General features: G+C 31.9%; 25 protein-coding genes. 10 read left to right on the plus strand and 15 right to left on the minus strand.

What is annotated here, in order from left to right; genetic code table 11:
- Window positions 1-24 precede the first annotated feature (24 nt).
- Genes corA through arsB form a run of 8 tightly spaced genes read left to right on the plus strand, consistent with a single transcriptional unit; the run spans window position 25 to window position 5,282 of the window.
- Window positions 25-1,089: a magnesium/cobalt transporter CorA gene (gene corA, locus BMX42_RS08080; protein ID WP_091311999.1), complete on the plus strand. Its 1,065-nt coding sequence runs from the start codon at window positions 25-27 to the stop codon at window positions 1,087-1,089.
- Between the two features lie 18 nt (window positions 1,090-1,107).
- Window positions 1,108-1,641: a DUF1003 domain-containing protein gene (locus tag BMX42_RS08085; RefSeq protein ID WP_091312002.1), complete on the plus strand. Its 534-nt coding sequence runs from the start codon at window positions 1,108-1,110 to the stop codon at window positions 1,639-1,641.
- A gap of 54 nt (window positions 1,642-1,695) precedes the next feature.
- Window positions 1,696-2,019, plus strand: a complete 324-nt coding sequence (locus tag BMX42_RS08090) for an ArsR/SmtB family transcription factor (protein WP_091312005.1) — start codon at window positions 1,696-1,698, stop codon at window positions 2,017-2,019.
- 15 nt (window positions 2,020-2,034) lie between these two features.
- On the plus strand, window positions 2,035-2,511 hold the full coding sequence (locus BMX42_RS08095) for a DUF6428 family protein (RefSeq protein ID WP_091312008.1): 477 nt from the start codon (window positions 2,035-2,037) through the stop codon (window positions 2,509-2,511).
- 19 nt (window positions 2,512-2,530) lie between these two features.
- Window positions 2,531-3,010 carry a hypothetical protein gene (locus BMX42_RS08100; RefSeq protein ID WP_091312011.1) on the plus strand — a complete coding sequence of 160 codons (480 nt, stop codon included), beginning with the start codon at window positions 2,531-2,533 and terminating at the stop codon, window positions 3,008-3,010.
- 10 nt (window positions 3,011-3,020) lie between these two features.
- Window positions 3,021-3,638 carry a class I SAM-dependent methyltransferase gene (locus BMX42_RS08105; protein WP_091312014.1) on the plus strand — a complete coding sequence of 206 codons (618 nt, stop codon included), beginning with the start codon at window positions 3,021-3,023 and terminating at the stop codon, window positions 3,636-3,638.
- A 1-nt stretch (window position 3,639) separates the two neighbouring features.
- Complete coding sequence (locus BMX42_RS08110; protein WP_091312017.1) at window positions 3,640-4,257, plus strand: arsenate-mycothiol transferase ArsC; 618 nt, start codon at window positions 3,640-3,642, stop codon at window positions 4,255-4,257.
- On the plus strand, window positions 4,254-5,282 hold the full coding sequence (gene arsB, locus BMX42_RS08115) for an ACR3 family arsenite efflux transporter (RefSeq protein ID WP_091312020.1): 1,029 nt from the start codon (window positions 4,254-4,256) through the stop codon (window positions 5,280-5,282). The genes BMX42_RS08110 and arsB overlap by 4 nt, the downstream gene beginning before the upstream one ends.
- Before the next feature lie 77 nt (window positions 5,283-5,359).
- Here the strand turns inward: arsB and BMX42_RS08120 are convergent, their stop codons facing one another.
- The 6 genes from BMX42_RS08120 to katG form a co-directional block, all read right to left on the minus strand.
- Window positions 5,360-7,081: an alpha/beta fold hydrolase gene (locus BMX42_RS08120; RefSeq protein ID WP_091312023.1), complete on the minus strand. Its 1,722-nt coding sequence runs from the start codon at window positions 7,079-7,081 to the stop codon at window positions 5,360-5,362.
- 141 nt (window positions 7,082-7,222) lie between these two features.
- Window positions 7,223-7,624, minus strand: coding sequence for a hypothetical protein (locus BMX42_RS08125; protein ID WP_091312026.1), 402 nt, complete (start codon window positions 7,622-7,624; stop codon window positions 7,223-7,225).
- The gene (locus tag BMX42_RS08130; protein ID WP_091312030.1) at window positions 7,614-7,871 is read right to left on the minus strand and encodes a DUF6952 family protein; all 258 of its coding nucleotides are present in this window, start codon (window positions 7,869-7,871) and stop codon (window positions 7,614-7,616) included. The genes BMX42_RS08125 and BMX42_RS08130 overlap by 11 nt, the downstream gene beginning before the upstream one ends.
- Window positions 7,872-7,971: 100 nt before the next feature.
- Window positions 7,972-8,280: a thioredoxin family protein gene (locus tag BMX42_RS08135; RefSeq protein WP_091312033.1), complete on the minus strand. Its 309-nt coding sequence runs from the start codon at window positions 8,278-8,280 to the stop codon at window positions 7,972-7,974.
- A gap of 96 nt (window positions 8,281-8,376) precedes the next feature.
- Complete coding sequence (locus BMX42_RS08140; protein ID WP_091312036.1) at window positions 8,377-9,012, minus strand: peroxiredoxin; 636 nt, start codon at window positions 9,010-9,012, stop codon at window positions 8,377-8,379.
- A 188-nt stretch (window positions 9,013-9,200) separates the two neighbouring features.
- Window positions 9,201-11,396 carry a catalase/peroxidase HPI gene (gene katG, locus BMX42_RS08145; protein ID WP_091312040.1) on the minus strand — a complete coding sequence of 732 codons (2,196 nt, stop codon included), beginning with the start codon at window positions 11,394-11,396 and terminating at the stop codon, window positions 9,201-9,203.
- Window positions 11,397-11,577: 181 nt separating this feature from the next.
- Here katG and BMX42_RS08150 point away from each other — a divergent pair, with 181 nt between their 5' ends.
- The gene (locus BMX42_RS08150) at window positions 11,578-13,254 is read left to right on the plus strand and encodes an amino acid permease (protein ID WP_091312043.1); all 1,677 of its coding nucleotides are present in this window, start codon (window positions 11,578-11,580) and stop codon (window positions 13,252-13,254) included.
- Window positions 13,255-13,315: 61 nt separating this feature from the next.
- On the opposite strand, the gene BMX42_RS08155 is transcribed toward BMX42_RS08150, so the two are convergent.
- The gene (locus BMX42_RS08155; RefSeq protein ID WP_091312046.1) at window positions 13,316-14,233 is read right to left on the minus strand and encodes a DUF4349 domain-containing protein; all 918 of its coding nucleotides are present in this window, start codon (window positions 14,231-14,233) and stop codon (window positions 13,316-13,318) included.
- Window positions 14,234-14,446: 213 nt separating this feature from the next.
- Here BMX42_RS08155 and hemN point away from each other — a divergent pair, with 213 nt between their 5' ends.
- Window positions 14,447-15,811: an oxygen-independent coproporphyrinogen III oxidase gene (hemN, locus tag BMX42_RS08160; protein WP_091312049.1), complete on the plus strand. Its 1,365-nt coding sequence runs from the start codon at window positions 14,447-14,449 to the stop codon at window positions 15,809-15,811.
- A 142-nt stretch (window positions 15,812-15,953) separates the two neighbouring features.
- Here the strand turns inward: hemN and BMX42_RS08165 are convergent, their stop codons facing one another.
- From BMX42_RS08165 to BMX42_RS08200, 8 genes are all read right to left on the minus strand, one after another.
- Window positions 15,954-16,655 (minus strand): sulfite exporter TauE/SafE family protein, encoded by a 702-nt coding sequence (locus BMX42_RS08165; protein WP_091312053.1) that lies wholly within the window; start codon window positions 16,653-16,655, stop codon window positions 15,954-15,956.
- Window positions 16,656-16,960: 305 nt separating this feature from the next.
- Window positions 16,961-17,407 carry a FixH family protein gene (locus tag BMX42_RS08170; RefSeq protein WP_091312056.1) on the minus strand — a complete coding sequence of 149 codons (447 nt, stop codon included), beginning with the start codon at window positions 17,405-17,407 and terminating at the stop codon, window positions 16,961-16,963.
- Window positions 17,408-17,418: 11 nt separating this feature from the next.
- Window positions 17,419-18,840, minus strand: coding sequence for a cytochrome c oxidase accessory protein CcoG (gene ccoG / locus BMX42_RS08175; protein ID WP_091312059.1), 1,422 nt, complete (start codon window positions 18,838-18,840; stop codon window positions 17,419-17,421).
- A gap of 73 nt (window positions 18,841-18,913) precedes the next feature.
- Complete coding sequence (locus tag BMX42_RS08180) at window positions 18,914-19,849, minus strand: cbb3-type cytochrome c oxidase N-terminal domain-containing protein (RefSeq protein ID WP_091312063.1); 936 nt, start codon at window positions 19,847-19,849, stop codon at window positions 18,914-18,916.
- Window positions 19,850-19,860: 11 nt separating this feature from the next.
- Window positions 19,861-20,031, minus strand: a complete 171-nt coding sequence (locus BMX42_RS08185; protein ID WP_091312069.1) for a CcoQ/FixQ family Cbb3-type cytochrome c oxidase assembly chaperone — start codon at window positions 20,029-20,031, stop codon at window positions 19,861-19,863.
- A 4-nt stretch (window positions 20,032-20,035) separates the two neighbouring features.
- Entirely contained in the window at window positions 20,036-22,213 is a 2,178-nt protein-coding gene (ccoN, locus tag BMX42_RS08190; protein WP_091312073.1) for a cytochrome-c oxidase, cbb3-type subunit I, read from the minus strand.
- Window positions 22,214-22,226: 13 nt separating this feature from the next.
- Entirely contained in the window at window positions 22,227-22,394 is a 168-nt protein-coding gene (gene ccoS, locus BMX42_RS08195; RefSeq protein ID WP_091312076.1) for a cbb3-type cytochrome oxidase assembly protein CcoS, read from the minus strand.
- Window positions 22,395-22,563: 169 nt separating this feature from the next.
- Window positions 22,564-24,948, minus strand: coding sequence for a heavy metal translocating P-type ATPase (locus tag BMX42_RS08200; protein WP_091312079.1), 2,385 nt, complete (start codon window positions 24,946-24,948; stop codon window positions 22,564-22,566).
- Window positions 24,949-24,975 lie beyond the last annotated feature (27 nt).

Genomic DNA, 24,975 nt, shown 5'->3' on the forward strand with positions numbered 1-24,975 from the left:
GTAAAAATACTTATTTAAAACAAAGTGCGAAAACTATTATACAAAAAAGGACGAAAAGTAGTGCCAACTTTAATTGAATACACTGGCGAACATGAAGATACAAAGCCAGAAATGCAATTGTTTGTGTATAATTCTGATGAATTATCTGAATATGAAGACATAAAACTGTCTCAATTAGATAAACATATGGAATCCAATAAAAATAATTGGATCAATTTACATGGTTTGGCTGAGATTGAATTGATTAAAGAAATTGGCGAAAAATTTTCTATTGACGATTTCATTTTAGGTGATATTTTAAATATTCTAAAACGTTCTAAAGTTGACGAATACAATCATACGTTGTTTTTCAATATTAAATCGTTATTACCAGAATCTAATGGAATTGATGTAGAGCAAATTAGTTTTATTTTACGTGATGGTTTGCTATTTTCGTTTCAGGAAAAAAGAAGCGATTTTTTTAAGCATATACGTGAAAGAATGCGCCAACATTCTGGAATTGTTAGGGATAGAAAAGTAGATTATTTACTGTATTTATTGTTAGATGCGGTGATGGAAAATTTTTACATTACCATTGAAAGTGAAGAACATAAAATTGATAATGTAATTGATTTAATCAAAACAAAACCCAATCCAAGAATTTTAGAAGATATTGAATTACATAGAGATAATTTAAATTTTTTACGTCGTTCTATTGTGCCACTTCGAGATTCTTTATATTCTATAAAAAGCATGAAAGATGACGATATATTTAATGTGATTACTATAGAAAATTATACTTTTTTTGCCAGATTACATCAAAAATGTTTAGAACTTTTAGATCAAGTAGATGCTGATTTGAGTTCTTTAGAAAGTGCTTCCGCTTTTTATTTTTCTATGCAGAGTCATAAAATGAATGAAGTGATGAAAACCTTAACCGTGGTTTCTGTGTTTTTTATGCCATTGACTTTTATTGTTGGAGTGTATGGAATGAATTTCGAAAATATGCCTGAATTAAAATGGGAATATGGTTATTTTTATGTTTTAGCAGGAATGTTTTTATTGTTTGTTGCCATGATTATTTATTTTAAAAAGAGAAGATGGTTTTAATTACCTAAATTTATATCTATGAAAAACGAAACAAAATATTTGTTAGATTCTGAAGATGTTCAATTGAAAAAATTACAAGAAATTGTAAAGAAAGCGATTGAAGAAGAACAGTTAATTATTACTAATTTATTGCATCCACCAACTGATAAATTAACAAAAGGACAAATGATTTCTGATAAAGTGGCTAATTTCGGAGGAAGTTGGGCTTTTATTATCTCTTTTTTTATCGTTTTAATAGTTTGGATTATTTTTAATACACTAGCTCTTAAAAATTTTGCTTTTGATCCGTATCCTTTTATTTTAATGAATTTGATTTTATCATGTATTGCAGCTTTACAAGCACCAATTATCATGATGAGTCAAAATCGTCAAGAAGAAAAAGATAGAAAACGTAGTGAAAACGACTACTTAATCAATCTAAAATCGGAATTAGAAATTAGAGCTTTAAACCAAAAAATCGATTTATTATTGGAAGAACAAATCAAAATCTTATTTGATAGTCAGGCGAAACAATTGGAAATCTTAAAAAATATTGAACAAAAAATGAAATAATTTTTTTGTTTGAATTTATTATCGTAATATTGCAATATATAAATATGACTTAAGATGGGAATTACTAAATCAGAATCTTTTACAGAGGAACAAAACGAAATCGCTAATTTGTTAAAAGCTTTAGCGAATCCGGCACGTGTGGCGATTATTCAGTATTTATTGAAAGTCGATTCTTGTATTTGTGGCGATATTGTAAACGAATTGCCTTTGGCGCAACCCACAATTTCTCAGCATTTAAAAGAATTAAAAAACGCGAATATCATTCAAGGAACCATTGAAGGAAAATCGATTTGTTATTGCATCAATCCGGAAACGATGTCGAAAATTGAAAGTTATTTTGGAGGGATTTCTCTAAAATTAAAAAATAAATGTTGTTAATTAAATACTATAATTATGAAACTATCAGAAATTAAAAATCAGCTTAAAAAGCTTACTACAATAGCTTTTCAATTGCCAAATGGCGATTTAGTTCCGAATCATTTTCATGTGACGGAAGTGGGTAAAATTACCAAACATTTCATCGATTGTGGTGGTGTGGTTCGTAACGAAGAAGTGGTGAATTTCCAGCTTTGGGAAGCGAATGATTACGATCACCGCTTGCATCCAGAAAAATTGGTTCACATTATTGAACTTTCGGAAGAAAAATTGCAAATTCCAGATTTAGAAATTGAAGTGGAATATCAAATGAAAGACACTATTGGAAAATTTGCTTTAGACTTTGACGGATCTATTTTTCAATTAAAATCGAAGTTAACGGATTGTTTAGCGAAAGACAATTGTGGTATTCCTCCAGAAAAAATGAAAGTTAAAATAGGCGAGTGGAAGCCAAAAGAAAATTCTTGTTGTACACCAGATTCAGGATGTTGTTAATCTATTTTAAATAAAGAAAATGAATAAAATAAAATCAATTTGGACCACAATTACGGGAAGTGTCAGTGCTGCTATTCCTTTGTTTTTTGCCGTTTGTAAAAGTGGTGCTTGTACTGCAGTTTGTGTGAGTCCAATCGCCTCAATATTTGGAATTTCTAGTGCGAGTTTAACGGCTTCACCTTTGATGAAATCGTTATTTCCATTGTTGTTGGTAATTAGTGCGGTTGCCTTTACAATTTCGTATTACAAATTATATGTGTTGCCGAAATTTGCATCAGCAGCTTCTTGTGAAACAGATTGTGGTTGTGATACACCTAAAAAACCACTTCATAAAACGTTTCCATTTTGGTCTTTTTGGGTTGGATTGGTAGCGAGTATTGCATTTTTTACCTATTTCGAAATTCAAAATTATAATTCGAATATAGAAAATCAAAATGTTCCTGTGGTTGAAAAAGAAGCTACTTCTTGTTGTTCAGATAATACAAATGTGAATAAGTAAAAATAACATTATGAATTTAGACAAAAAAGCACATTGGGAAAACGTTTTTGCTACAAAAGAAGAAACTGAAGTCAGTTGGTACCAACAAAAACCAAAAACTTCGATTAATTTTTTTATCGAAAATGAAATTCCAAAAAGCGCTAAAATTATTGATATTGGTGGTGGCGATAGTTATTTGATTGATAATTTATTAGAATTAGGTTATACAAATTTATTCCTTTTGGATATTTCTGAAAATGCGATTGAACGTATTAAAAAAAGGTTAGGAGCAAAGTCGGAAAAAGTTACTTTTATTGTTTCTAACGTTTTAGATTTTCAACCCGAAACAGCTTTTGATGTTTGGCACGATAGAGCGAGTTTTCATTTTTTAACGACACAAAAAGAAATCGAAACCTATAAAAATTTAGTTTCGAATTCCATCTCGGAAAATGGATATTTGTTTTTAGGAACTTTCTCAGAAAATGGTCCATTAAAATGCAGTGGTTTAGAAATTACACAATATTCGGAAGCTAAATTTGAGACGATTTTTAGTGGAAATTTCAATAAATTAAGTTGTTTTACAGAAAACCATCAAACACCATTTGATACGACTCAAAACTTTATTTTTTGTACGTTTAAAAAGAAATAATATGTTTCCAAATTTATCAAAAACCATAGAATCTATTTCGCAAATTTCAGTTTCTGAAGAACGAAAAGAAGTGTTGCAACCTTTGATTGATTATGTTCAGAATAAAGTCGATAATCAAGAAGAAATCCGTTTGAATTTCATTTGCACACATAATTCAAGAAGAAGTCATTTGAGTCAAATTTGGGCGCAAACTATGGCGTTTCAATTTGGAATTCAAAATGTATTTTGTTATTCTGGCGGAACGGAAGCAACTGCCATGTTTCCGAAAGTATCAGAAACGTTAATGAATCAAGGGTTTGAAATTTTAAAACTGAGTGAATCTCAAAATCCAGTTTATTCGGTTAAATTTTCAGAAAATCAACATCCTATAATTTGTTTTTCGAAAACTTTTGATGATGGATTTAATCCGAAATCGGGATTTGCAGCGATAATGACATGTTCATCAGCTGATGAAGGTTGTCCGTTTATAGCTGGAGCTGAAAAGCGTTTACCTATTCGTTATAGTGATCCAAAAGAATTTGATGGAACGGAATTTATGAATGAAAAATATGAAGAAAGAAGTTTAGAAATTGCTTCAGAAATGTATTTTGTTTTTTCTCAAATAAAAAAATATAAATGAAAAAAAGATTAGGATTTTTAGACCGTTTTTTAACACTTTGGATATTTTTAGCCATGCTAATTGGCGTAGCGATAGGATACTTTATTCCAAATTCTTCCAATTTTATTAATTCTTTTTCTTCTGGAACTACTAATATTCCGTTAGCTATTGGATTGATTTTGATGATGTATCCGCCTTTGACAAAAATTGATTTTTCAAAAGTGCCACAAATGTTTGAAAAACCAAAATTGCTAACAGCATCATTTCTTATTACTTGGATTTTTGGCCCTTTTTTAATGTTTTTATTGGCGACATTTTTCTTGCAAGACTATCCAGAATATATGACTGGATTAATTATTATTGGAATTGCACCTTGTATTGCCATGGTAATTGTTTGGAATGAATTAGCTGAAGGAAACCGAGAATTAACCGCTGGTTTAATTGGAATTAATAGTTTGTTGCAAGTATTCTTTTTTAGTTTGTACGCTTATTTTTATTTGAAAATTATGTTGCCTTTATTCGGAATTAAAGGTTTAGAATTGAACATAACAATCACAGAAATTGCAAAAACCGTTGGAATTTATTTAGGTATTCCCTTTACTTTGGCAATTGTGAGTAGATTCGCAATCAAAAAATATTTGGGAGATAAGTTTTTCAATCAGAAATTCATTCCTTTTGTATCTCCAATCACGTTAATTGCATTGCTTTTTACAATTGTAGTCATGTTCAGTTTAAAAGGCGAAATGATTGTAGATTTACCTTTAGATGTGGTTCGAATTGCTATTCCATTAGTGATTTTCTTTGCGATTATGTTTTTCTTAATGTTTTTTGTATCGAAGAAAATTGGTGCCAATTATAGAGATGCAGTTGCCTTATCATTTACTGCTTCAGGAAATAATTTTGAATTAGCCATTGCAGTTTCTATAGGTGTTTTCGGAATCAATAGTGGTCAAGCATTTGCAGGAGTAATTGGACCTTTAGTAGAAGTTCCTGCATTAATAATTTTAGTAAATGTCGCTTTTTGGTTGAAGAAAAAATTTTTTTAATCGATTTGAAAGTTAACATTAGAAAATAAAAAAATCCCGCTACTATACGGGATTTTTCACTACTAAACACAACACAACTATTCTTTAATCACTTTAATGGTTTGCGATTGATTTTCGCTTTCTAAAGTAATTAAATAAATTCCTTTTGCATACTTCGACATATCGATATTCGATGAAGTTGCTTGTATATTTTTTATTTCTAATTGTTGACCTAATAACGAGTAAATTGTAGCTTTTGAAGCTGAAATATTATCTAAGTATAAAATGTCTTTGACTGGATTTGGATAAAAACTTACTTTATTGATTTCGTTTGTAGCAATTCCTAATGTAGTGCTAATTACAAAATTATATGGTGTTTGATAATTTGTGTTTGTTGGTGTTGTGCTTACGATTTTTAAGAAATAATCGCCAGGTGTTAAAGTTCTTACAAATGAAAGTGTATTTCCTGAATTAGCAACCGTTGTGTCAATTAAATTGCCCGAACTATCTAAAATTGAAGCATTCATTACGCTTGTTGTAATAGTAGTAATGTCAACACTTGTTGTCATTGTGCCGCCAGAAATTGTGAATTTATAAAAATCTTGATCGGCATTTGCAGGAATAGATTGAAGAGTTGTAAAACCGTTGTAAACTTTATTGGTATTGACAGTGTAAGCCAATTCCTTAAAATTTGGTTCATCTAAACCTTGCATAATTTCGTAATAATATCCAGGTAATTCCGTATGATTTTCAATATAATCGAAAGTGGAATTAAAGTAGAAAAATTTTGTAGGATACGTTAAACTCGTATAATAAGTATCCATAATTGATTGTGGCTCTGCTACAACTCCGTCTGTTGTTCCTCCAGTAATTCTTCCGATAACACTTGAGAAATCGATAACATTATCAATAGGTTTTATATTTAACCCAATTATATTATCGCCAATATTTCCGCTGCAATTCACATCGTAATTATAAAAATCGGCACCAAAAAGATGTTCGTTCATATTACTTGAGTTGTTCACTTCAATTCCACCTGATAAAAAACGACCTGCATCACCACTATAATAATAAGAAATTTTCAAATCTCTAATCGCTTCGCTTTTCGTATCGATTCCTGCAAACCAACCCAAACCTGTGTCGCTGGCGTTACTTCCGCCATGTGGAGTTCCTAAAGTTAAGAGTTTCGCCACATGATGTGCATTATCCGTTTGCCAATAATTAGTATTTTGTAAATATTGTCGTGAAGCCAAACCGCCCATGCTGTGTCCGACCAGAATCACTTTGTTTTTACCAGTTAATTGCATAATTCTTTCAATTGCTTTTTTTACTGCAATTCCTTGTTTGTAAATAGCAGATTGATTGCTCAAAGCTGCAGTTCCAATGGAACCATCTGTATTCACATTAAAATTTAAAGTATAAAATTCGCCTTCAATCATGGTGGTTTCAAAAGCTGCAATATCAGCTCCAGCAGTTGGAAAGATATTTAGGTTTGCTGTTCCGTGATTTCCATCGGCATTTAGGCAAAAATCAAATCTTCCACCAAAAGTAAAGCCATATTGAGAACTGAAATAAGCAGTAGTGGCATTCCAAGTTTCAGAACTAGAATTTAATCCGTGTATGAAAAGGATAGGATAGGGAAGTTTGCTTTCAAATGTCAATTTATTAGTTAAATCAACTGTTTTTAATGGAATGATAGAATCATTTCTAATTTCTTGAAATTCAAATTCGGAAGGTCTGGGTTTATAAATTATGTTTTGAGCATAACCCATACTAATTGAAAATATTGAAATAAGAGTTAATAAAGTAATTTTTTTCATATGCACGCATAGTAAGTTAAAAGACCAATATAAATAAATATATTTAATTTTCACATATTTTTTGTTAAATTTCTAACAAATAAGTTTTAATATTAAATATTTATCAATAAAATGAGGGTTTATTGCAAGAATGATTGAAAGTCAAAAGGAAGTTTCAAAAACTGGAAATGTAATTGCTAATAGCGGAAATAAGGTTGTTAAAAATGGAAATGCAGTTGCTAGTTGCGGAAATACAGTTGCTAAAACTGGAAATGAATCTGCTAAAACTGGAAATGAATCTATCAAAACTGGAAATAAAACTGCTAAAACTGGAAATAAAGTTGCTAAAACTGGAAATGAATCTGCTAAAAGTCCATAGTAATCTTCTAAAACTCCAAATAAAGTTGCTAAAACTGGAAATAAAACTGCTAAAAGTCCAAACAAAGTTGCTAAAACTCCATAGTAATCTTCTAAAACTCCAAATGAAACTGCTAAAACTCCAAAGTAGGTTTCAAAATATAAAAAAAAACTCCCAATTTCTTGAGAGTTTCTGTTATTTATCAATCGCGCCTAACACGCGTTTCATAAAATCGTTTAGGGCTGCTTTTTTGTCTTTGCCTTCTTTGACCATTTTGTTTACTTCAATGGCGCCATACATATTTGAAATTAATTCGGCTATCACATCCAATTCTTCATCTTTTAAAGATTCTAATTCGCAAAGATGTTCTAAAACTGCAATGGTTTCAACTAAGTAATCCGCATCGTTTTCTTCAACAAATTGGGTTAAGTGTTTTATTACGGGTAATTTCATTTTTGTTTGTTTCAGGTTTCAAGTTTCAGGTTTCAAGTTCTGTGGTTCTTTAAGTCATAAACTAATAATAACTTCAAACCTGAAACTTGAAACAAAATATTTATATCACTTCAGCAACTAATTCCGCTAAAACTTCTGCTTTATTGGTTTGAGTTTGGTTCACTAACACTCCGTTTTTAAATGCTGCGAATGTTGGTAAATTGTCTACGTTAGCTAATTTTCTAGATTCTGTAAATTGCTCAGCATCTACCATTAAAAAAGGAACGTTTTCGTTTTCTGAAGCCATTTTTTTGAATTTTGGTTTCATAATTCGGCAATTTCCACACCAAGATGCTGAAAATTGTACTAAAACTACTTCGTTTGAAGCAATTATTTCTGCTAAATTATCTTTTTCTAATTCTAAGAACATAGTTTTATAATTTTCAATATTAAAATTCCAAATCCCAACACTTCGACTCCGCTCAGTGTGACTGGAATTTGGAATTTCTCTATTGTATTTTAATTTTTAGTTTTGGCTTAAATAAGCAGCAGTACTTAATCTGTCAGCGTTCATTGCTTCTTTACCAGCTTCCCAGTTTGCAGGACAAACTTCACCTTTAGTTTGGATATGTGTGTAAGCATCAACCATACGTAAATATTCGTTTACGTTTCTTCCTAATGGCATATCGTTAACACTTTCGTGGAAAATTTTACCAGTTTCGTCAATTAAATAAGTTGCACGGAAAGTTACGTTTGAACCTTCTAATATTTCATCGTTTAATTCTTCATTATAAACCCATTCTGCATCTAAAATATCTAAAGCAGCAGATAAATTACGAGTAGTATCAGCTAATAAAGGATAAGTAACTCCTTCAATTCCACCATTATTTTTTGGAGTGTTTAACCAAGCAAAGTGTACTTCGTTAGTATCGCAAGAAGCACCAATTACAATTGTGTTTCTTTTTTCAAATTCTGGTAAAGCCGCTTGGAAAGCGTGTAATTCAGTTGGACAAACAAATGTAAAGTCTTTTGGATACCAAAATAAAAGTACTTTTTTGTTGTTTTTTGTAGCTTCTTCTAAAACGTTAATTCTTAAGTTGTCACCCATTTCTGAGATTGCGTCAACGGTAATGTTTGGGAATTGTTTTCCTACTAATGCCATAATTTTTTTATTTATTTTATTGTTTTTATTTCTGGTGCAAAATTAGGTATTATTATCAGTATTTCAAGAGGAATTTATTGTAATTTCTTATTAGATAATAGGATATGCTTATGGGTGCGATTTCATATTCATAAAAAAGACGATTTGTTTCCAAATCGCCTTTAAAATAGTTTGTTTATAAAATTATTTTAGATATCAAATCGGCCTGAATTCATCACTTTTGTCCAAACTGAGATAAAATCTTTTACAAATTTTTCTTTGTTATCATCTTGTGCGTACACTTCGGCGTAAGCTCTTAGAACAGAATTCGAACCAAAAACTAAATCGACTCTAGTTGCCGTCCATTTTGTTGCGCCTGATTTTTTATCTACGATATTGTATAGATTGTCGTCAGCAGGTTTCCAACTATAACTCATGTCTGTCAAGTTAATGAAGAAATCATTACTTAAAACACCTTCATTATTGGTGAAAACACCATGTTTTGTTCCGCCATAATTGGTTCCAAGAACACGCATTCCACCAAGTAGAACGGTCATTTCTGCAGCACTCAGTCCAAGAAGTTGTGCTTTGTCTAACATTAATTCTTCAGGTTGTACCACATATTTAGCTTTCATAAAGTTTCTGAACGCATCGTTTGTTGGTTCTAAAACTTCAAATGAATCTACGTCTGTCATTTCTTGCGAAGCATCGCCTCGTCCAGCATGGAAAGGAACTTTTACATTAAATCCGCCTTCTTGAGCTGCTTTTTCGATAGCTGCACTTCCGCCAAGTACAATTAAATCGGCAATACTTACTTTTTTACTCAAACCAGCTTGAATTTCGTCAAGTTTAGCTAAAACTTTTTGAAGTCTTTCTGGTTCGTTGGCTATCCAACTTCTTTGCGGTTGTAAACGAATTCTTGCTCCATTTGCACCACCTCTGAAGTCGGAACCTCTAAATGTTCTTGCGCTATCCCAAGCTGTGTTGATTAATTCCGCTCTTGATAAACCACTATTTAATAATGTTCCTTTTAATTCTTCAATTTCTGAATCAGATAACGAATAATCTACTTTCGGAACTGGATCTTGCCAAATTAAATCTTCAGCAGGAACATCAGCACCTAAATATCTATCTTTTGGACCTAAATCTCTATGTGTTAATTTAAACCAAGCTCTTGCAAAAACTTCTGAAAAATAAGCTTGATCGTTATGAAAGCGCTCCGCAATTACTCGATAAGCAGGGTCCATTTTTAAAGCCATATCGGCATCGGTCATAATCGGATTTCTTTTTACAGACGGATCGAAAGCATCCACAGGTTTGTCTTCCTCTTTCATGTTTATTGGTTCCCATTGCGAAGCTCCAGCCGGACTTTTCTTTAATTCCCAATCATAGTTTAATAACAAATTGAAATATTCATTATCCCAACGAGTTGGGTGAGTTGTCCAAGCACCCTCTAGTCCACTTGTTACAGTATCAGGACCATTTCCGTTACCTTTTGGGTTTAACCAACCAAATCCTTGATTTTCCAATGCGCCAGCTTCAGGTTCTGGTCCTAAAACAGACGCATCACCATTTCCGTGTGCTTTTCCAACGGTATGTCCACCAGCAGTTAAAGCTACAGTTTCTTCATCGTTCATAGCCATTCTTTCAAATGTGATACGAACATCTTGTGCAGTTTTTAATGGATCAGATTTTCCGTCAACACCTTCTGGGTTTACATAAATTAATCCCATCATTACGGCTGCTAATGGATTTTCTAAATCTCTTTCACCAGAATATCTTGTTCCTTCACTTCCTGTTTTAGCTAGCCATTCTTTTTCAGCTCCCCAGTATACATCTTTTTCTGGATGCCAAATATCTTCACGTCCACCACCAAATCCGAATACTTTTAATCCCATCGATTCATAAGCCATTGTTCCTGCTAGAATCATTAAATCGGCCCAAGAAATTTTATTTCCATATTTCTTTTTGATAGGCCATAGAAGTCTTCTGGCTTTATCTAAATTTCCATTATCAGGCCAACTATTTAAAGGTGCAAAACGAAGGTTTCCAGTTCCAGCACCACCACGACCATCGGCAATTCTGTATGTTCCAGCGGAATGCCAAGCCATACGAATCATCAATCCACCATAATGACCATAATCTGCAGGCCACCAATCTTGACTGTCAGTCATAAAAGCTTTTAAGTCATTCTTTACAGCTTGCAAATCTAGTTTTTTGAATTCTTCGGCATAATTAAATGTTTCACCTAAAGGATTTGTTTTAGAATCGTGTTGATGAAGGATATCTAGATTAAGTGATTTTGGCCACCAATCGTGATTTTTTGTAGCATTCTCATTTGACTGATTTACTGAGCCACCTGAAAAAGGGCATTTTCCTCCGTTTGAATTAGTGATGTTTTCCATAGTATGTTGTTTTTTGATTATTTCTATTACAAAAATAAAGTTTAAACTAAGTTAAATAATAAATTCTAATTATATAAATTTATTTTATAATAGTTTTAGTTTATTATAAATTAATTTTAATAACTGAAAGAATTTCAATTTTAATTATATATTTGCCTTCCTAACCAAAATTACTAAAAAAATGAATATTTTCAGAAAAAAATCCATTACAACAATATTAAAACAAGGTGGAGATGGAGAACACTCTGGCTTAAATAAAGTATTGACAGTAAAAGATTTAACATTTTTTGGAATAGCTGCCATTATCGGTGGTGGTACTTTTAGTGCTATCGGAAATGCTTGTTTTTCTGGAGGTCCAGCCGTAGTACTTTTATATATTATGTGTGCGATTGCTTGCGGATTTACGGCTATGTGTTATGCGGAATTTGCTTCTCGTGTACCGGTTTCAGGAAGTGCTTATACGTATGCTTATGTATCTTTTGGGGAACTTTTTGCCTGGATTATTGGTTGGGCATTAATTATGGAATATTCAATTGGTAACATTTATATTGCTTTTTCATGGAGTGGTTATTTTACCAATTTACTAGAAACTTTCGGAATACATTTGCCAGAATGGTTAACAATAAATTATAAATCGGCTCACGCAGCATTTTTAGCAAGTAAAGGTGATGAAGGTTTAGCAGCTTGGCAAAACGCACCAATGTTAGGAAACTTGAGAGTTATTTTCGATTTACCAGCAGTGGTTATTAATGTTTTAATTACTTATTTAGTATATAGAGGAACAAAAGAATCTAAAAATTTTAGTAATGCAATGGTTTACATTAAGTTGGCAATTATTGCTTTAGTAATTATAGTTGGAGCTTTTTATGTAGATATTGATAATTGGACGCCTTTTATGCCAAATGGTTTTAGCGGAGTAATGGGCGGAGTTTCTGCAGTTTTCTTTGCTTACATTGGTTTTGATGCCGTTTCTACATTGGCAGAAGAAAGTAAAAATCCACAACGTGACTTACCAAAAGGAATGATTTATTCTTTAGTAATTTGTACTGTTGTTTTTATCATATTGGCTTTAGTTATTACTGGAATGGTTTCTTATGAATTGCTTGGTGTTAGTGATCCTTTAGCTGAAATTTTCGCTTTAAAAGGTGTAAAATGGATGTTATTTGTGGTTTCTATTGCTGCGGTTGTAGCGATGACAAGCGTTTTATTAGTTTTCCAAATGGGACAACCAAGAATTTGGATGACTATGAGTCGTGATGGTTTAATGCCAAAGCGTTTTTCTAGAATTCACCCAAAATATAAAACTCCAAGTTACGCGACACTTGTAACTGGTTTAGTGGTTGGAATTCCAATCTTTTTTACAGATGAAAACTTCGTATTAGATTTTACAAGTATCGGAACTTTATTTGCTTTCGTATTGGTTTGTGGTGGTGTTTTAATGCTTTCTGCTCAAAGTGAAGCTGAAATTGCTGAACGTGAAACAAAAGGAAAATTCAGAATTCCGTATGTGAATTCAAAATTCATTTTCCCAGTAATTATGTTAGTAGCGGTAGCTTTAATTTTAAAATATGTACCAGATTTCTTCACGAATGTTCTTGATTTTTCTACAGGTGAAAAATTAGCGACTAATATTCCAATGTTGGTTTTCTTAATCGTTTGTGTTGTAATGACATTTGTTTCATTCACTAAAAACTTATCGTTAATTCCGTTACTAGGTTTAATTTCTTGTTGTTATTTATTAACAGGAATGGCTGTTTCTAACTGGATGTGGTTTGGTGTTTGGTTGGTAATTGGATTGGTAATTTATTTTACATTCAGTTATAATAATAGTAAATTGAATACAGAAACTGAGGAATAAGAAAATATAAAATTTAAAAAACCGTCCCGATTTTATCGAGACGGTTTTTTTATGCTTTAAACTAAGCTATTTTTCTAATCGTTTTCCATTTTTTGAATCCAAACCAAGCTAAAAATCCGAAGAAAGCTATTGGCCAAAGTTGGACTAAAAACGCCACAATTCCTTCAAAAATGAACCAACCTGTTTTAATGCTTTCCCAAACTTGTAAGCCTAAATTTGGTCGGTACGCATTTACGTTTTTTTCATTGGCAACCAATTCGTATTTCAATTGTTCGTTTTGATATAATTCTAATGTTACTGTTGAAAAATTAACTTGATCTTTTAACGATAAATTATTGATGTAAGAAGTATAAGAATTTTCTTTTTTCGAGGCTAAATTCGCTTCAGCTTCATTAATTTCTTTCAGTTTGTTTCCTTTTTTGTCAATGGCGTTTTCTAATCTTTTAGAAGTGTTAGCATTTCTTTTTTGAGATAATTGATTGGCTAATAATTGTAAATTTACGTCGTCAGCTTTAATCACACGATAATCTAAAAACTGCACTTCTTTTGCTAAACTTCTCAATAGTGTGTCTAATTTCACGTTTGGCACTCGCAAGGAGATGGTGTTGTTCACTTCGTAACGTGTAGTTTGCAATAAACTATCTTGACTCACTTGCGTTTCATCGTTTTCTGTAATCGTACTTCTCAATTCGGAAAGTGTCACAAATCCGCCTACATTTTTAGTTAAATTCTCAATTTTGTATGTCGATTGTGCCACATCTTTGACTTTAAAACGTGCATCAGCCGTTCTAATAAATTTTCGTTTGGAATTTTTGTCTTCCACCGCTGCTGAGGAGGTCATGTCGTCAGCTACTGCCGAACTATCAACAGAAACAGCTTCTAAATCCATTTTACTAATACTCTCTTCCGATTTTTTGTTACAAGCGATTGCTAGTGTTAGAAGCATCATTACGCCTCCAATTTTGAAATTTGTGTTCATAAAAATTTGTTTTTAATGGTTGATTAATAAGTAAAAAGTAATAGTGTTCCATTAACAAATTTTTAAGATTAAGAGATATGAATTTACCTACTAAAAACTGTGCCAAAAATTTAATAGAGTAGGATAGTGGTGTTTCAAAATAGTTTCTGGTATGACATTTATCATAATTTAATTCTTCTAAACGATATAATTTTGAGGTAAATTCTAAATATTATGATGACATCATTAATTCAAAAATATAATGTTCCTGGTCCGAGATATACTAGTTATCCTACGGTTCCGTTTTGGGATGAAGAAAAGTTTACAGAACAAAAATGGATACATGATTTAAAAGAAACGTTTAAAGTAAGTAACCAAATTGATGGAATTAGTTTATATATTCACTTACCTTTTTGCGAAAGTTTGTGTACATTTTGTGGTTGCAACAAACGAATTACGAAGCGTCACGAAGTAGAATTACCCTACATTCAGGCTGTGATTAAAGAATGGCGAATGTATTGTGATTTGTTTTCTAGAAAGCCGAATATTAAAGAAATCCACTTGGGTGGCGGAACTCCAACTTTTTTCTCAACGGAGAATTTAACTTTGTTGATTAATGGAATTTTCGAAACGGCAAATAAAGCAGAAAACTATATTTTCAGTTTTGAAGGACATCCCAACAATACCACAAAAGAACATTTACAAACATTATATAATTTAGGTTTTAGAAGAGTGAGTTTTGGTGTGCAAGATTATAGTCCAAAAGTACAAGAAGCCATTCACAGAATACAATCGTTTCATAATGTTTCTAAAGTTACTTTATTAGCAAAAGAAATAGGCTACACGTCTATTGGACACGATTTAATTTACGGATTGCCATTTCAAACTTTAGAAGATGTAGAAGATACGATTCTTAAAACCAAATCATTATTACCGGACAGAATTTCGTTTTACAGCTACGCACATGTGCCGTGGTTGAAAGGAAATGGCCAACGAGGTTTTAATGACGAAGACATTCCGCAAAGCGATACAAAAAGACAATTGTACGAATTAGGAAAGAAAATGTTATTAGAAATCGGTTATCAAGAAATTGGAATGGATCATTTTGCTTTACCAACAGACGAAATGTATTTGGCATTTAGAAACAAAAATTTACACCGTAATTTTATGGGCTACACGGCTTCAAAAACAGATGTGATGATTGGTTTAGGTGTTTCTTCAATTAGTGATAGTTGGAATAGTTTTGCCCAAAATGAGAAATCTTTAGATGCTTATTATGTGAAAATTAATTCGAATTTATTACCCGTTTTTAGAGGACATCATTTAACAAATGAAGATTTAATTATCAGACAACATATTTTAAATTTAATGTGTCATTTTGAAACTTCTTGGGAATATGAAGCGTTATTTTTCAAAGAAATATATGAAGTTTTAGAAAGATTGAAAGAAATGCAACACGATGGTTTACTTATTATTGATGATAAAAAAATAACCGTTACTGATTTAGGAAAAGCCTATGTTAGAAATATTTGTATGGCTTTTGATTTAAGGTTACGAAGAGCGGCTCCACAAACGGAATTGTTTTCTATGACGGTTTAACTACAAAATAGACCTGACAGGTTTCAAAAACCTGTCAGGTCTAAGTGTATTAGGGAGAAGCTGAAAGGAGTTCAGCTTGACAAAAATTATCGTAAAACTTTGCGAACTTTGCGAATTCCTTTGCGTCTTTGCGAGCAAAAACTTAATGACAATTCACTTCAGATTGAATATGTAAATGCAAAATACTTGGTGAAATATAAGGAATGTCTAATCCGAAACCTCTCAAAACAAATAGAATTCCAATACCAACAATAAGTATTGGAATTATTTTTTGAAATTTTGAGTAATATGAAAATTGAGTTGTTTTTAAGAAATTCACCAAAACCATCATTAATGGAATCGTTCCTAATCCGAATAAAGTCATATATAAACTTCCTAATAAAACATTGTTCATGGCCATGGCTCCGAATAGTGCAACATACACCATTCCGCATGGTAAATAGCCATTGAACAAACCAATTAAAAACAACGATTTGTAACTTTTCTTTTTAAATTGAAGTCCTAATTGGGTTTTAACTTCAGAAACAATTTTATAAATTGGTTTTGAGAAATTGTATTGTGCTAATTTTTTTTCAGGAATTATCGCAATTAAAATCATCAAAACACCAACTATTATTGATAATTGTTGTTGGAATCCAGCTATGAAAAATCCAGCTCCCAAAAATCCAAAAATAACCCCTAATGAAGTATAAGCGGTAACTCTACCGATTTGGTAGGTGCTAATTTGCAACCATTTTTTAACCACATTATCTTTATCTACAGGAATCATCAATGCAATTGGACCGCACATTCCTACGCAGTGTAAACTACTAATAAATCCGAATATGAGTGCAGAATAAAGCATTGTTTTAAGTGAATTGTGATTAGTGAAAAGTGAATAGTTATTAAAAAAAAAATAAATTTTGCCACGAATTCACGAATTAAAATTGAATTCTGTTCGATATAATTTGTTCATCTTTGATGAAAATTCGAATTCATTCGAATTGTGCAATAATAAAAATTAGCGAATTCGTGGCTAATATTTGAGGTTTGTACTATTTAAAAATAATCAAAAATAATCGGTTTCTATGTTTAGAAAAGCCACTTCGGCCATTTCCCATTCGTATCTAGTAAATACAAAATCGTATTTCGTAAATACCAAATCCCAAATCAAAAATAGACTGTTTCTTTATTTAAATAAGCAACCTCATTAACTTTCCAATTTATAGATATTTCCCAAAGACCGCCAACCAATTTATGATTAGGTATGAGCATTATTGGATTTGATAAAGAAATTTTCGTTTCAAAATCCAACTTTTGATTAGACGGTCTGTAAAGGGAAATAGTTCCAGTTATTTTTTTATAATCGATATCTGCAGGGAAAATAATTTGTAATCCTTCAGCTGTTTTTTCTATTTTTAATTTAGTTTTCAAAGCGTTTGAAAGCGTTTGACTTTCAATATCACTTTGCACTTTGCTTTCTTGTTTGTAGTAGTCGTCCGCAACTAATTCGTTATCGTATTTTGAGTTAGATTGTACTAAAAACACAAAAAATAGTATAAAAGTCATAAAGCTTCCAAAGCCTATGATTACTCCTGTTCCCCAATTTATCTTCATGATTTTTGATTTTAATTAAACGTTCTCGGACCAAGAAAATTAGTAGATATGGTTTGAATCACTTTATTTCCTTGACACACTTCTATATTTATTTTTGTATTATCGGTTTCTAACAAAACGCCAGGAATTTCAACAAATAAAGTTCCAGTTGCTGCGCTTGCTTTTTCCACATGTAGAATAGGATTTCCAACTAATTTTAGAGTTCCTTCCTTCGGATTGATTAACTTAAATGTGATGTTTTTTAAATTGTCGTTTGTTTTATTAATAATTCGATAGGTGTACACATTACTGATATTTTTTCCTTTTTCTTCATACAACTGACCAGATAATCGTAAGATTTTGGTATCCACTTCAGTACGTAATAAAATCATTGAAATCATAACTGTGGTTAATATGACTAAAACCGCAATATAACCTTTCATTCTGGTGGTGAGTTGGAACTTTTCCTTTTTGGTAATTTCCACTTCACTTGCAAAGCGAATTAAACCTTTTGGTAAGTTCACTTTTTCCATCATCAAATCGCATTCGTCCATACAAGCGGTGCAATTGGTACATTCTAATTGTGTTCCGTGACGAATATCAATTCCGGTTGGACACACATTTACACATTGATGGCAATCGATACAATCTCCTAATTTTAAAGCTTGTCGGTCTTCATTTTTTTTAATTTTGGCTCTTCCGTTTTCGTTTTCTCCACGAACATAATCGTATGCCACAACAATCGATTTATTGTCTAACAAAACGCCTTGTAATCTTCCGTAAGGACAAGCGATAATACAAACTTGTTCTCTAAACCAGGTAAATACGAAATAGAAAATACCTGTAAAAATGGATAAAACAATTAAGGTTTTTACATTACTCAATGGTCCCTCAATTACCATCGCTTCAAGCGTATCACTTCCTACTAAATAAGCCAAGAATACATTCGCAATGATAAATGAAATGATTAAAAATACCGTCCATTTTAAAGCACGTTTTCTTATTTTTTCGGCATTCCATTCTTGGTTGTCGAGTTTCATTTGTGCACCTCTATCGCCATCTATCCAATACTCAATTCGTCTAAAAACCATTTCCATGAAAATAGTTTGCGGACAAAACCAACCACAAAATATACGACCGAAGGCTACTGTAAATAAGGTTAATCCAACTACTCCAGTTATCATTAAAACCACAACTAAATAGAAATCTTGTGGCCAAAATGGCATTCCGAAAATATTGAATCTTCTGTCTAAAACATTAAATAATAAGAACTGATTGCCGTTAATTTTTATGAACGGACTTGACAGTAAAAGAATTAATAAAGCATAGCTTAGTAATTTTCTTCTTTCATAAAACTTACCCTGAGGTTTTTTTGGGAAAATGAACTTTCTTTTTCCTTTTTCGTTTATGGTTCCGATGGAATCTCGGAAACTATCATCTTCTATATTTGACATCACTTTTTGTATTTTGCATTTCTGCTGGAACAAATTTGGGTGTAATATTTTATCACACCCAAATTGTTATTATTTATTTTTTTGCAATTGTATCCGTTACTGCTACATCTGCTGTAGTTGGTTTCGCTGCACCACCTTCTTTCCAAACTTCACCTTCAGGCGCTTTTCCTGCTGCTGGTTTTGTACCTTGTAAGGACATCACATAACTCGCCACTTTTTGAATTTCAGTTGGTTTTAAGCTTTCTTTCCAAGCCACCATTCCTTTTCCTGGTCGGCCACCTTCAGAAATAGTTTTGAATAAATTTTTAATTCCACCACCATTAATCCAGTTGGCATCTGTTAAGTTTGGACCAATTGCACCACCACCATCTGCTTTATGACATAAAACACAATTTGTTGTGAAAATCGCTTTTCCTTCCGCTATATCAGACGTTTCGGTAAGTTGAGTTACTTTATCAATATTCATTAAATCTGGGGCTGTTTTGTTGTATTCTTCTACTTTTTTCTCAGCTAAAGTATTCTCAATTACATATTCTTGTTCTTGAGTATAATCTCCAATAACATGAAAACGAACTAAATAAACTAATGCAAACACAATTGTGGCATAAAACAATCCTGTAAACCATGGTGGTAAACCGTTGTCTAATTCTTTAATACCATCATAATCGTGATCTAATTGAATGTCTTTTTCGTTTTCAATTGGTTTTAAAGCCGAAATTTTAAACATCCATTTTTTGTAAAATGCTGATTGTGTAAAAGGTTTTACACTTTCAATATCAAATATTTCTTTATCCTCAGCTGTTAGTAAATGATAAGAAATACTGTCTAAGGCTTTCATAATTATCTCAACTGTGATAAACATGAATATTAAAAACAGGTGTATTATTGGCACAATTGGATATTTTAAAAAGGCTGGTCTGTCACCAGAATCAATAAAATATTCAGTTAAAGCAAAAACCATTGCATAAAAAAATGGAAACCTAACGTATACTGGAATATATCTTCTCATCATCTTAATTTTTAATTTTCGTTAAAAGGTAATTCACTCATAATTTTCACTTGTTCTTTACTATATGATAAGGCATAAATCATATATGAAACAAAAATGGTAAAGAAAATTACTAAAGATATTATCGGGTATATTTCTACTCCGTTGATACCTTCCAAATTGTGTTTGACAAATTTTAACATCTTTTTATTTTTTAACTTTAATATCAGTTCCTAAACGTTGTAAGTAAGCAATTAAGGCTACGATTTCTCTGTCTCTCATTTGGACAAATTTTTCACCTGTAAGTTTTGCTTTTTCTTTACTTGCTGCATATGATTTAGAGAAATTCGGATCTGTTTCTAAACCTTTTTCAATTTCTGTAGCTTGTTTTTCAATACTTGTAAAAGCATTGGCGATGTCATGATCTGTATAGGGAACTCCTAAAATTTTCATCACACTCATTTTTTTCTGAATGTCATCATGTTTCATTTTTTTATTATCAAACATCCATTTGTAAGCTGGCATAATAGAACCTGTCGTTGTCGCTTGCGGATTCCACATGTGACTAAAGTGCCAACTATGAGGATATTTACCACCGACTCTCATTAAATCTGGACCCGTTCTTTTTGAACCCCATAAATGAGGATGATCATACACATATTCACCAGATTTAGATGATTCTCCATAACGTTTTACTTCACTTCTAAATGGGCGAACCAATTGTGAGTGACAGTTGTTGCAACCTTCACGGATATATAAATCTCTTCCTTCTAATTCTAATGGTGTGTAAGGTTTTACACTTGTAATGGTTGCAATATTAGATTTCACAATTAACATCGGAACAATTTGAATTAAACCTCCAATAGAAACTGCTAAAACTGTTAATATGGTAAATTGAACCGGTTTACGTTCTAACCAAGCGTGTACTTTTTCGTTTCTTAATCTGCTTGATGCGATAACTGGTAAAGCTGCTGCTTCTGCTTCTTCATCTTCAACTGCTGAACCTTGTTTTACCGTTTTGAATATGTTGTACACTCCAACTAAAACTCCAGCTAAGTATAAAACTCCTCCGACTGAACGCATCGCATACATAGGCATAATTTCAACTACTGTATCCATAAATTGCCCATACATTAAAGTTCCGTCTTCATTAAATTGTTTCCACATTAATGATTGCACAAAACCGGCTACATACATTGGTAAAGCATATAAAATGATACCTAGTGTTCCAATCCAGAAATGAAAATTGGCTAATTTTTCAGAATATAATTTCGTTTTAGTAATTCTTGGGATAATCCAATAAATCATACCGAATGTCATGAAACCATTCCAAGCTAAAGCACCAACGTGAACGTGAGCTACAATCCAGTCTGTAAAATGCGCAATAGCATTTACATTTTTAAGTGATAACATTGGACCTTCAAAAGTGGCCATTCCGTAACCTGTAACTCCAACTACGAAGAATTTTAAAACTGCATCTGTTCTTACTTTATCCCAAGCGCCTCTTAAAGTTAATAAACCATTAATCATTCCACCCCAAGATGGAGCGATAAGCATAATTGAAAACACAACTCCTAAATTTTGTGCCCAATCTGGTAAAGTTGAATACAATAAATGATGAGGTCCGGCCCAGATGTATAAGAAAATTAAAGACCAAAAGTGAATAATTGATAATCGATAAGAATAAACTGGTCTGTTCGCGGCTTTCGGTAAGTAATAATACATCAAACCTAAGAAAGGTGTAGTTAAGAAAAACGCAACCGCATTATGTCCGTACCACCATTGCACTAAAGCATCTTGAACACCAGCATAAACAGAATAACTTTTTGTTAATGAAACTGGAATTGCAATACTATTTACTATATGTAATAAAGCTACAGCAACAAAAGTGGCTATGTAAAACCAAATGGCTACATAAATATGACGTTCTCTACGTTTTATAATGGTTCCAATCATGTTGATACCAAAAGCGACCCAAACCAAAGCAATTGCTATATCAAAAGGCCATTCTAATTCGGCATATTCTTTTGAAGTGGTGATTCCCATTGGTAATGTAATAGCAGCGCCCAAAATGATAAGTTGCCAACCCCAAAAGTTAATTTGACTTAAAAAGTCGCTATACATTCTAGCTTTTAGTAAACGTTGAAGTGAGTAATAGACTCCAGCGAAAACCGCATTTCCAACAAAGGCGAAAATTACTGCATTGGTGTGTAAAGGTCTTAATCTTCCATAACTTAACCACGGAATTCCGTCTGTTAAATTTGGGAAAAGATAAAAGAACGCTACTAGTAATCCTACCGACATTCCTACTACTCCGAAAAGTAGTGATGCATAAATAAAATTACGAACGATTTTATTATCATAACGAAATTGTTGCATTTCCATAATTACTGATTATTTATTTAGTTTTAGATTTAGTTTTTTTTAATTCATCGTCAAATAGCATACGTACGGAAGGTGTATAATCATCATCAAATTGTCCGTTTCTGACGGCTAAAATGAAAGTAATTAGGAACACAATGGCAATTAAGATGCTAATGGTTATAAGAAAATATATGATACTCATACCTCTATAAGTTTTAAACAAAGTTAGATTAGTGCTGATTCAATAAATATGACATTTGTCATGTATTGGATTTATTTTTAAAACTGGAAGTTAAAAGGGACAAGGCATAAGTTTTTAAACACACTTTTACACAAACATTTATTGCTTATGCCTTATAATTTATCCCTAATTACTTGATTTTTTTACCATAAAACTTACTTAATATAGTTACAAAACTCACAATGGTTATAGCGCTCATCGGCATAATTATCGCTGCAAACAAAGGAGAAAGTTCACCTGATAAGGCAAAAGTTAACCCAACTGCATTGTATAGTAAAGACAAGACAAAACTCATATAAATGGTTTTCATTGCATTTTTAGAATATTGGATGTAATGAAACAATTTTTGAAATTGAGACGCATCCATAATTCCGTCACAAGCGGGAGAAAATACATTTACATTTTCCGAAAGTGCGATTCCGATATTACTTTGTGCTAAAGCTCCAGCATCGTTTAAACCATCGCCAACCATCATGACATTTTTACCTTCTTTTTGAAGTTTTTCAATGAATTCTAGTTTTTGCTCGGGTTTCTGATTGAATACTAATGTTGTAGATTCTGGTAATATGGTTTTCAAGAATTCTCTTTCACCATCATTATCTCCTGAAAGTACAATCGTTTGATAGTTATTTGAATTTAATTCGAAAAACAAATCGTGTAAACCTTCTCTATATTGGTGATTGAATACGAAATAACCTTTGTATGCATTATCAATTTCAATATGCACTTTTGTGTTTTTGTCTTCTTCGATTATTTCAGAATTATTTATTAGTTGTAACGAACCAATTTTATATGACGTATTTTCAATCGTAGCCAACATTCCTTTACCAACAATTTCTTCGTAATTTGAAATTTCAGCAACTTGTGATTGCGGTAAAAATTCGTATAATTTTCGACTTAACGGATGATTTGAATTTCGAACAATGCTTTTAATTTTTGCAAATTCCACTTGTGATAACGTTTCGCCAACATATTCAATATTTGATTTTAAAGATGAGGTAATCGTACCAGTTTTATCGAAAACTATTGTATCTACTTTCGCCATTTGTTCAATGACTTGAGCGTTTTTCAGATACAATTTGTTCTTTCCCATAATTCGTAATACGTTTCCTAAAGTAAAAGGGGCCGTTAATGCTAAGGCACACGGACAAGCTACAATTAGCACTGCTGTGAAAACATTAAAAGCGATATAAGCATTGATGAACAACCAAAATATAAGTGAGCCAAATGCCAATAATAATAGAGCAGGAGTGAAGTACTGACTGACATTATCTGTAATCGATTTGTGTTTTTGATCTATTTTCTTTTGAAAAACATCGTTGCTCCATAATTGCGTTAAATAACTTTGCGAAACTGAAAACAACACTTCCATTTCAATAATTCCGCCCATTTGTTTTCCACCTGCGAAGACTTTATCGCCTGATTTTTTCTCAATTGGAATGGCTTCACCTGTTACAAAACTATAATCTAAAGACGTTTTTGGAGAAATTAAAATTCCATCAACTGGAATTAATTCTTGGTTGCGAATCATTAATCGGTCGCCTTTTTCAATATCGTAAATCTGACAAGGCTTTTCATTTCCTTCTGGACTAACTAAGGAAACAGCAATTGGAAAATACGATTTATAATCGCGTTCAAAAGACAAGAAATCGTAGGTTTTTTGTTGAAATAATTTTCCCAATAACATAAAGAAAACCAATCCTGTTAAACTGTCGAAAAAACCCTGACCATAATTGAAAGTAATATCAATCACACTTCGTACAAACATCACAATAATTCCTAAAGCGATAGGAATATCAATGTTTAGCATTTTCGATTTGATACTTTTATAAGCTGAAATATAATAACCACTTGCCGAATATAAAAAAGATGGTAAGGATAAAAAGAAGATTAAAGTTCTAAAGAAATTTCTGTATTTGTTAATCCAAAATTCGTCCACTTCAAAATATTCTGGAAACGATAAAAGCATGATGTTTCCAAAACAGAAAAAAGCAATTCCTAGTTTGTAAATTAAACTTCTATCAATTTCTTTTTTGCCTGTTTCGTAATTTTCTAAGCTGATATAAGGTTCATAACCAATTGAAGATAGTAAATTTACAATTTCTTTTAGAGAAGTTATTTCAGCATTATACGTAATTCTCACTTTTTTCTGTGTGAAATTGACTTGAGAAGTGCTTACTCCTTTCTGCAGTTTTTGTAAATTTTCTAAAATCCAAATGCATGAACTGCAGTGAATATGTGGAATGTACAAGGAAACAATATGCGTGTTGTTTTCTTGAAACTCTAATAGTTTAGATTGAATTTTTTCATCATCTAAAAAATCATATTTTCCTTTAATTTCTTGTGGAGTTGCTCCTGGAGCCGATTGAAAATCATAATAACAAATTAAATCATTTTGACTAAAAATTTCATATACTGTTTTGCAACCCACACAACAGAATGATTTTGCGTCAAATTGTATTTCTTCTCTTGTAGTATATTCTTTACCACAATGGAAACAATTTTTATTGTCCATAATAATGCTCATTTTACCTAAAACAAA

The organism is Flavobacterium terrigena (assembly GCF_900108955.1).
Classification (GTDB): domain Bacteria; phylum Bacteroidota; class Bacteroidia; order Flavobacteriales; family Flavobacteriaceae; genus Flavobacterium; species Flavobacterium terrigena.

Coding starts and splice junctions, on each gene's coding strand:
- BMX42_RS08085 (WP_091312002.1), top strand. CDS start 1,108: ATGAAAAACGAAACAAAATATTTGTTAGATTCTGAAGATGTTCAATTG.
- BMX42_RS08090 (WP_091312005.1), top strand. CDS start 1,696: ATGGGAATTACTAAATCAGAATCTTTTACAGAGGAACAAAACGAAATC.
- BMX42_RS08095 (WP_091312008.1), top strand. CDS start 2,035: ATGAAACTATCAGAAATTAAAAATCAGCTTAAAAAGCTTACTACAATA.
- BMX42_RS08100 (WP_091312011.1), top strand. CDS start 2,531: ATGAATAAAATAAAATCAATTTGGACCACAATTACGGGAAGTGTCAGT.
- BMX42_RS08105 (WP_091312014.1), top strand. CDS start 3,021: ATGAATTTAGACAAAAAAGCACATTGGGAAAACGTTTTTGCTACAAAA.
- BMX42_RS08110 (WP_091312017.1), top strand. CDS start 3,640: ATGTTTCCAAATTTATCAAAAACCATAGAATCTATTTCGCAAATTTCA.
- arsB (WP_091312020.1), top strand. CDS start 4,254: ATGAAAAAAAGATTAGGATTTTTAGACCGTTTTTTAACACTTTGGATA.
- BMX42_RS08120 (WP_091312023.1), bottom strand. CDS start 7,081: ATGAAAAAAATTACTTTATTAACTCTTATTTCAATATTTTCAATTAGT.
- BMX42_RS08130 (WP_091312030.1), bottom strand. CDS start 7,871: ATGAAATTACCCGTAATAAAACACTTAACCCAATTTGTTGAAGAAAAC.
- BMX42_RS08135 (WP_091312033.1), bottom strand. CDS start 8,280: ATGTTCTTAGAATTAGAAAAAGATAATTTAGCAGAAATAATTGCTTCA.
- BMX42_RS08140 (WP_091312036.1), bottom strand. CDS start 9,012: ATGGCATTAGTAGGAAAACAATTCCCAAACATTACCGTTGACGCAATC.
- katG (WP_091312040.1), bottom strand. CDS start 11,396: ATGGAAAACATCACTAATTCAAACGGAGGAAAATGCCCTTTTTCAGGT.
- BMX42_RS08150 (WP_091312043.1), top strand. CDS start 11,578: ATGAATATTTTCAGAAAAAAATCCATTACAACAATATTAAAACAAGGT.
- BMX42_RS08155 (WP_091312046.1), bottom strand. CDS start 14,233: ATGAACACAAATTTCAAAATTGGAGGCGTAATGATGCTTCTAACACTA.
- hemN (WP_091312049.1), top strand. CDS start 14,447: ATGATGACATCATTAATTCAAAAATATAATGTTCCTGGTCCGAGATAT.
- BMX42_RS08165 (WP_091312053.1), bottom strand. CDS start 16,655: ATGCTTTATTCTGCACTCATATTCGGATTTATTAGTAGTTTACACTGC.
- BMX42_RS08170 (WP_091312056.1), bottom strand. CDS start 17,407: ATGAAGATAAATTGGGGAACAGGAGTAATCATAGGCTTTGGAAGCTTT.
- ccoG (WP_091312059.1), bottom strand. CDS start 18,840: ATGTCAAATATAGAAGATGATAGTTTCCGAGATTCCATCGGAACCATA.
- BMX42_RS08180 (WP_091312063.1), bottom strand. CDS start 19,849: ATGAGAAGATATATTCCAGTATACGTTAGGTTTCCATTTTTTTATGCA.
- BMX42_RS08185 (WP_091312069.1), bottom strand. CDS start 20,031: ATGTTAAAATTTGTCAAACACAATTTGGAAGGTATCAACGGAGTAGAA.
- ccoN (WP_091312073.1), bottom strand. CDS start 22,213: ATGGAAATGCAACAATTTCGTTATGATAATAAAATCGTTCGTAATTTT.
- ccoS (WP_091312076.1), bottom strand. CDS start 22,394: ATGAGTATCATATATTTTCTTATAACCATTAGCATCTTAATTGCCATT.
- BMX42_RS08200 (WP_091312079.1), bottom strand. CDS start 24,948: ATGGACAATAAAAATTGTTTCCATTGTGGTAAAGAATATACTACAAGA.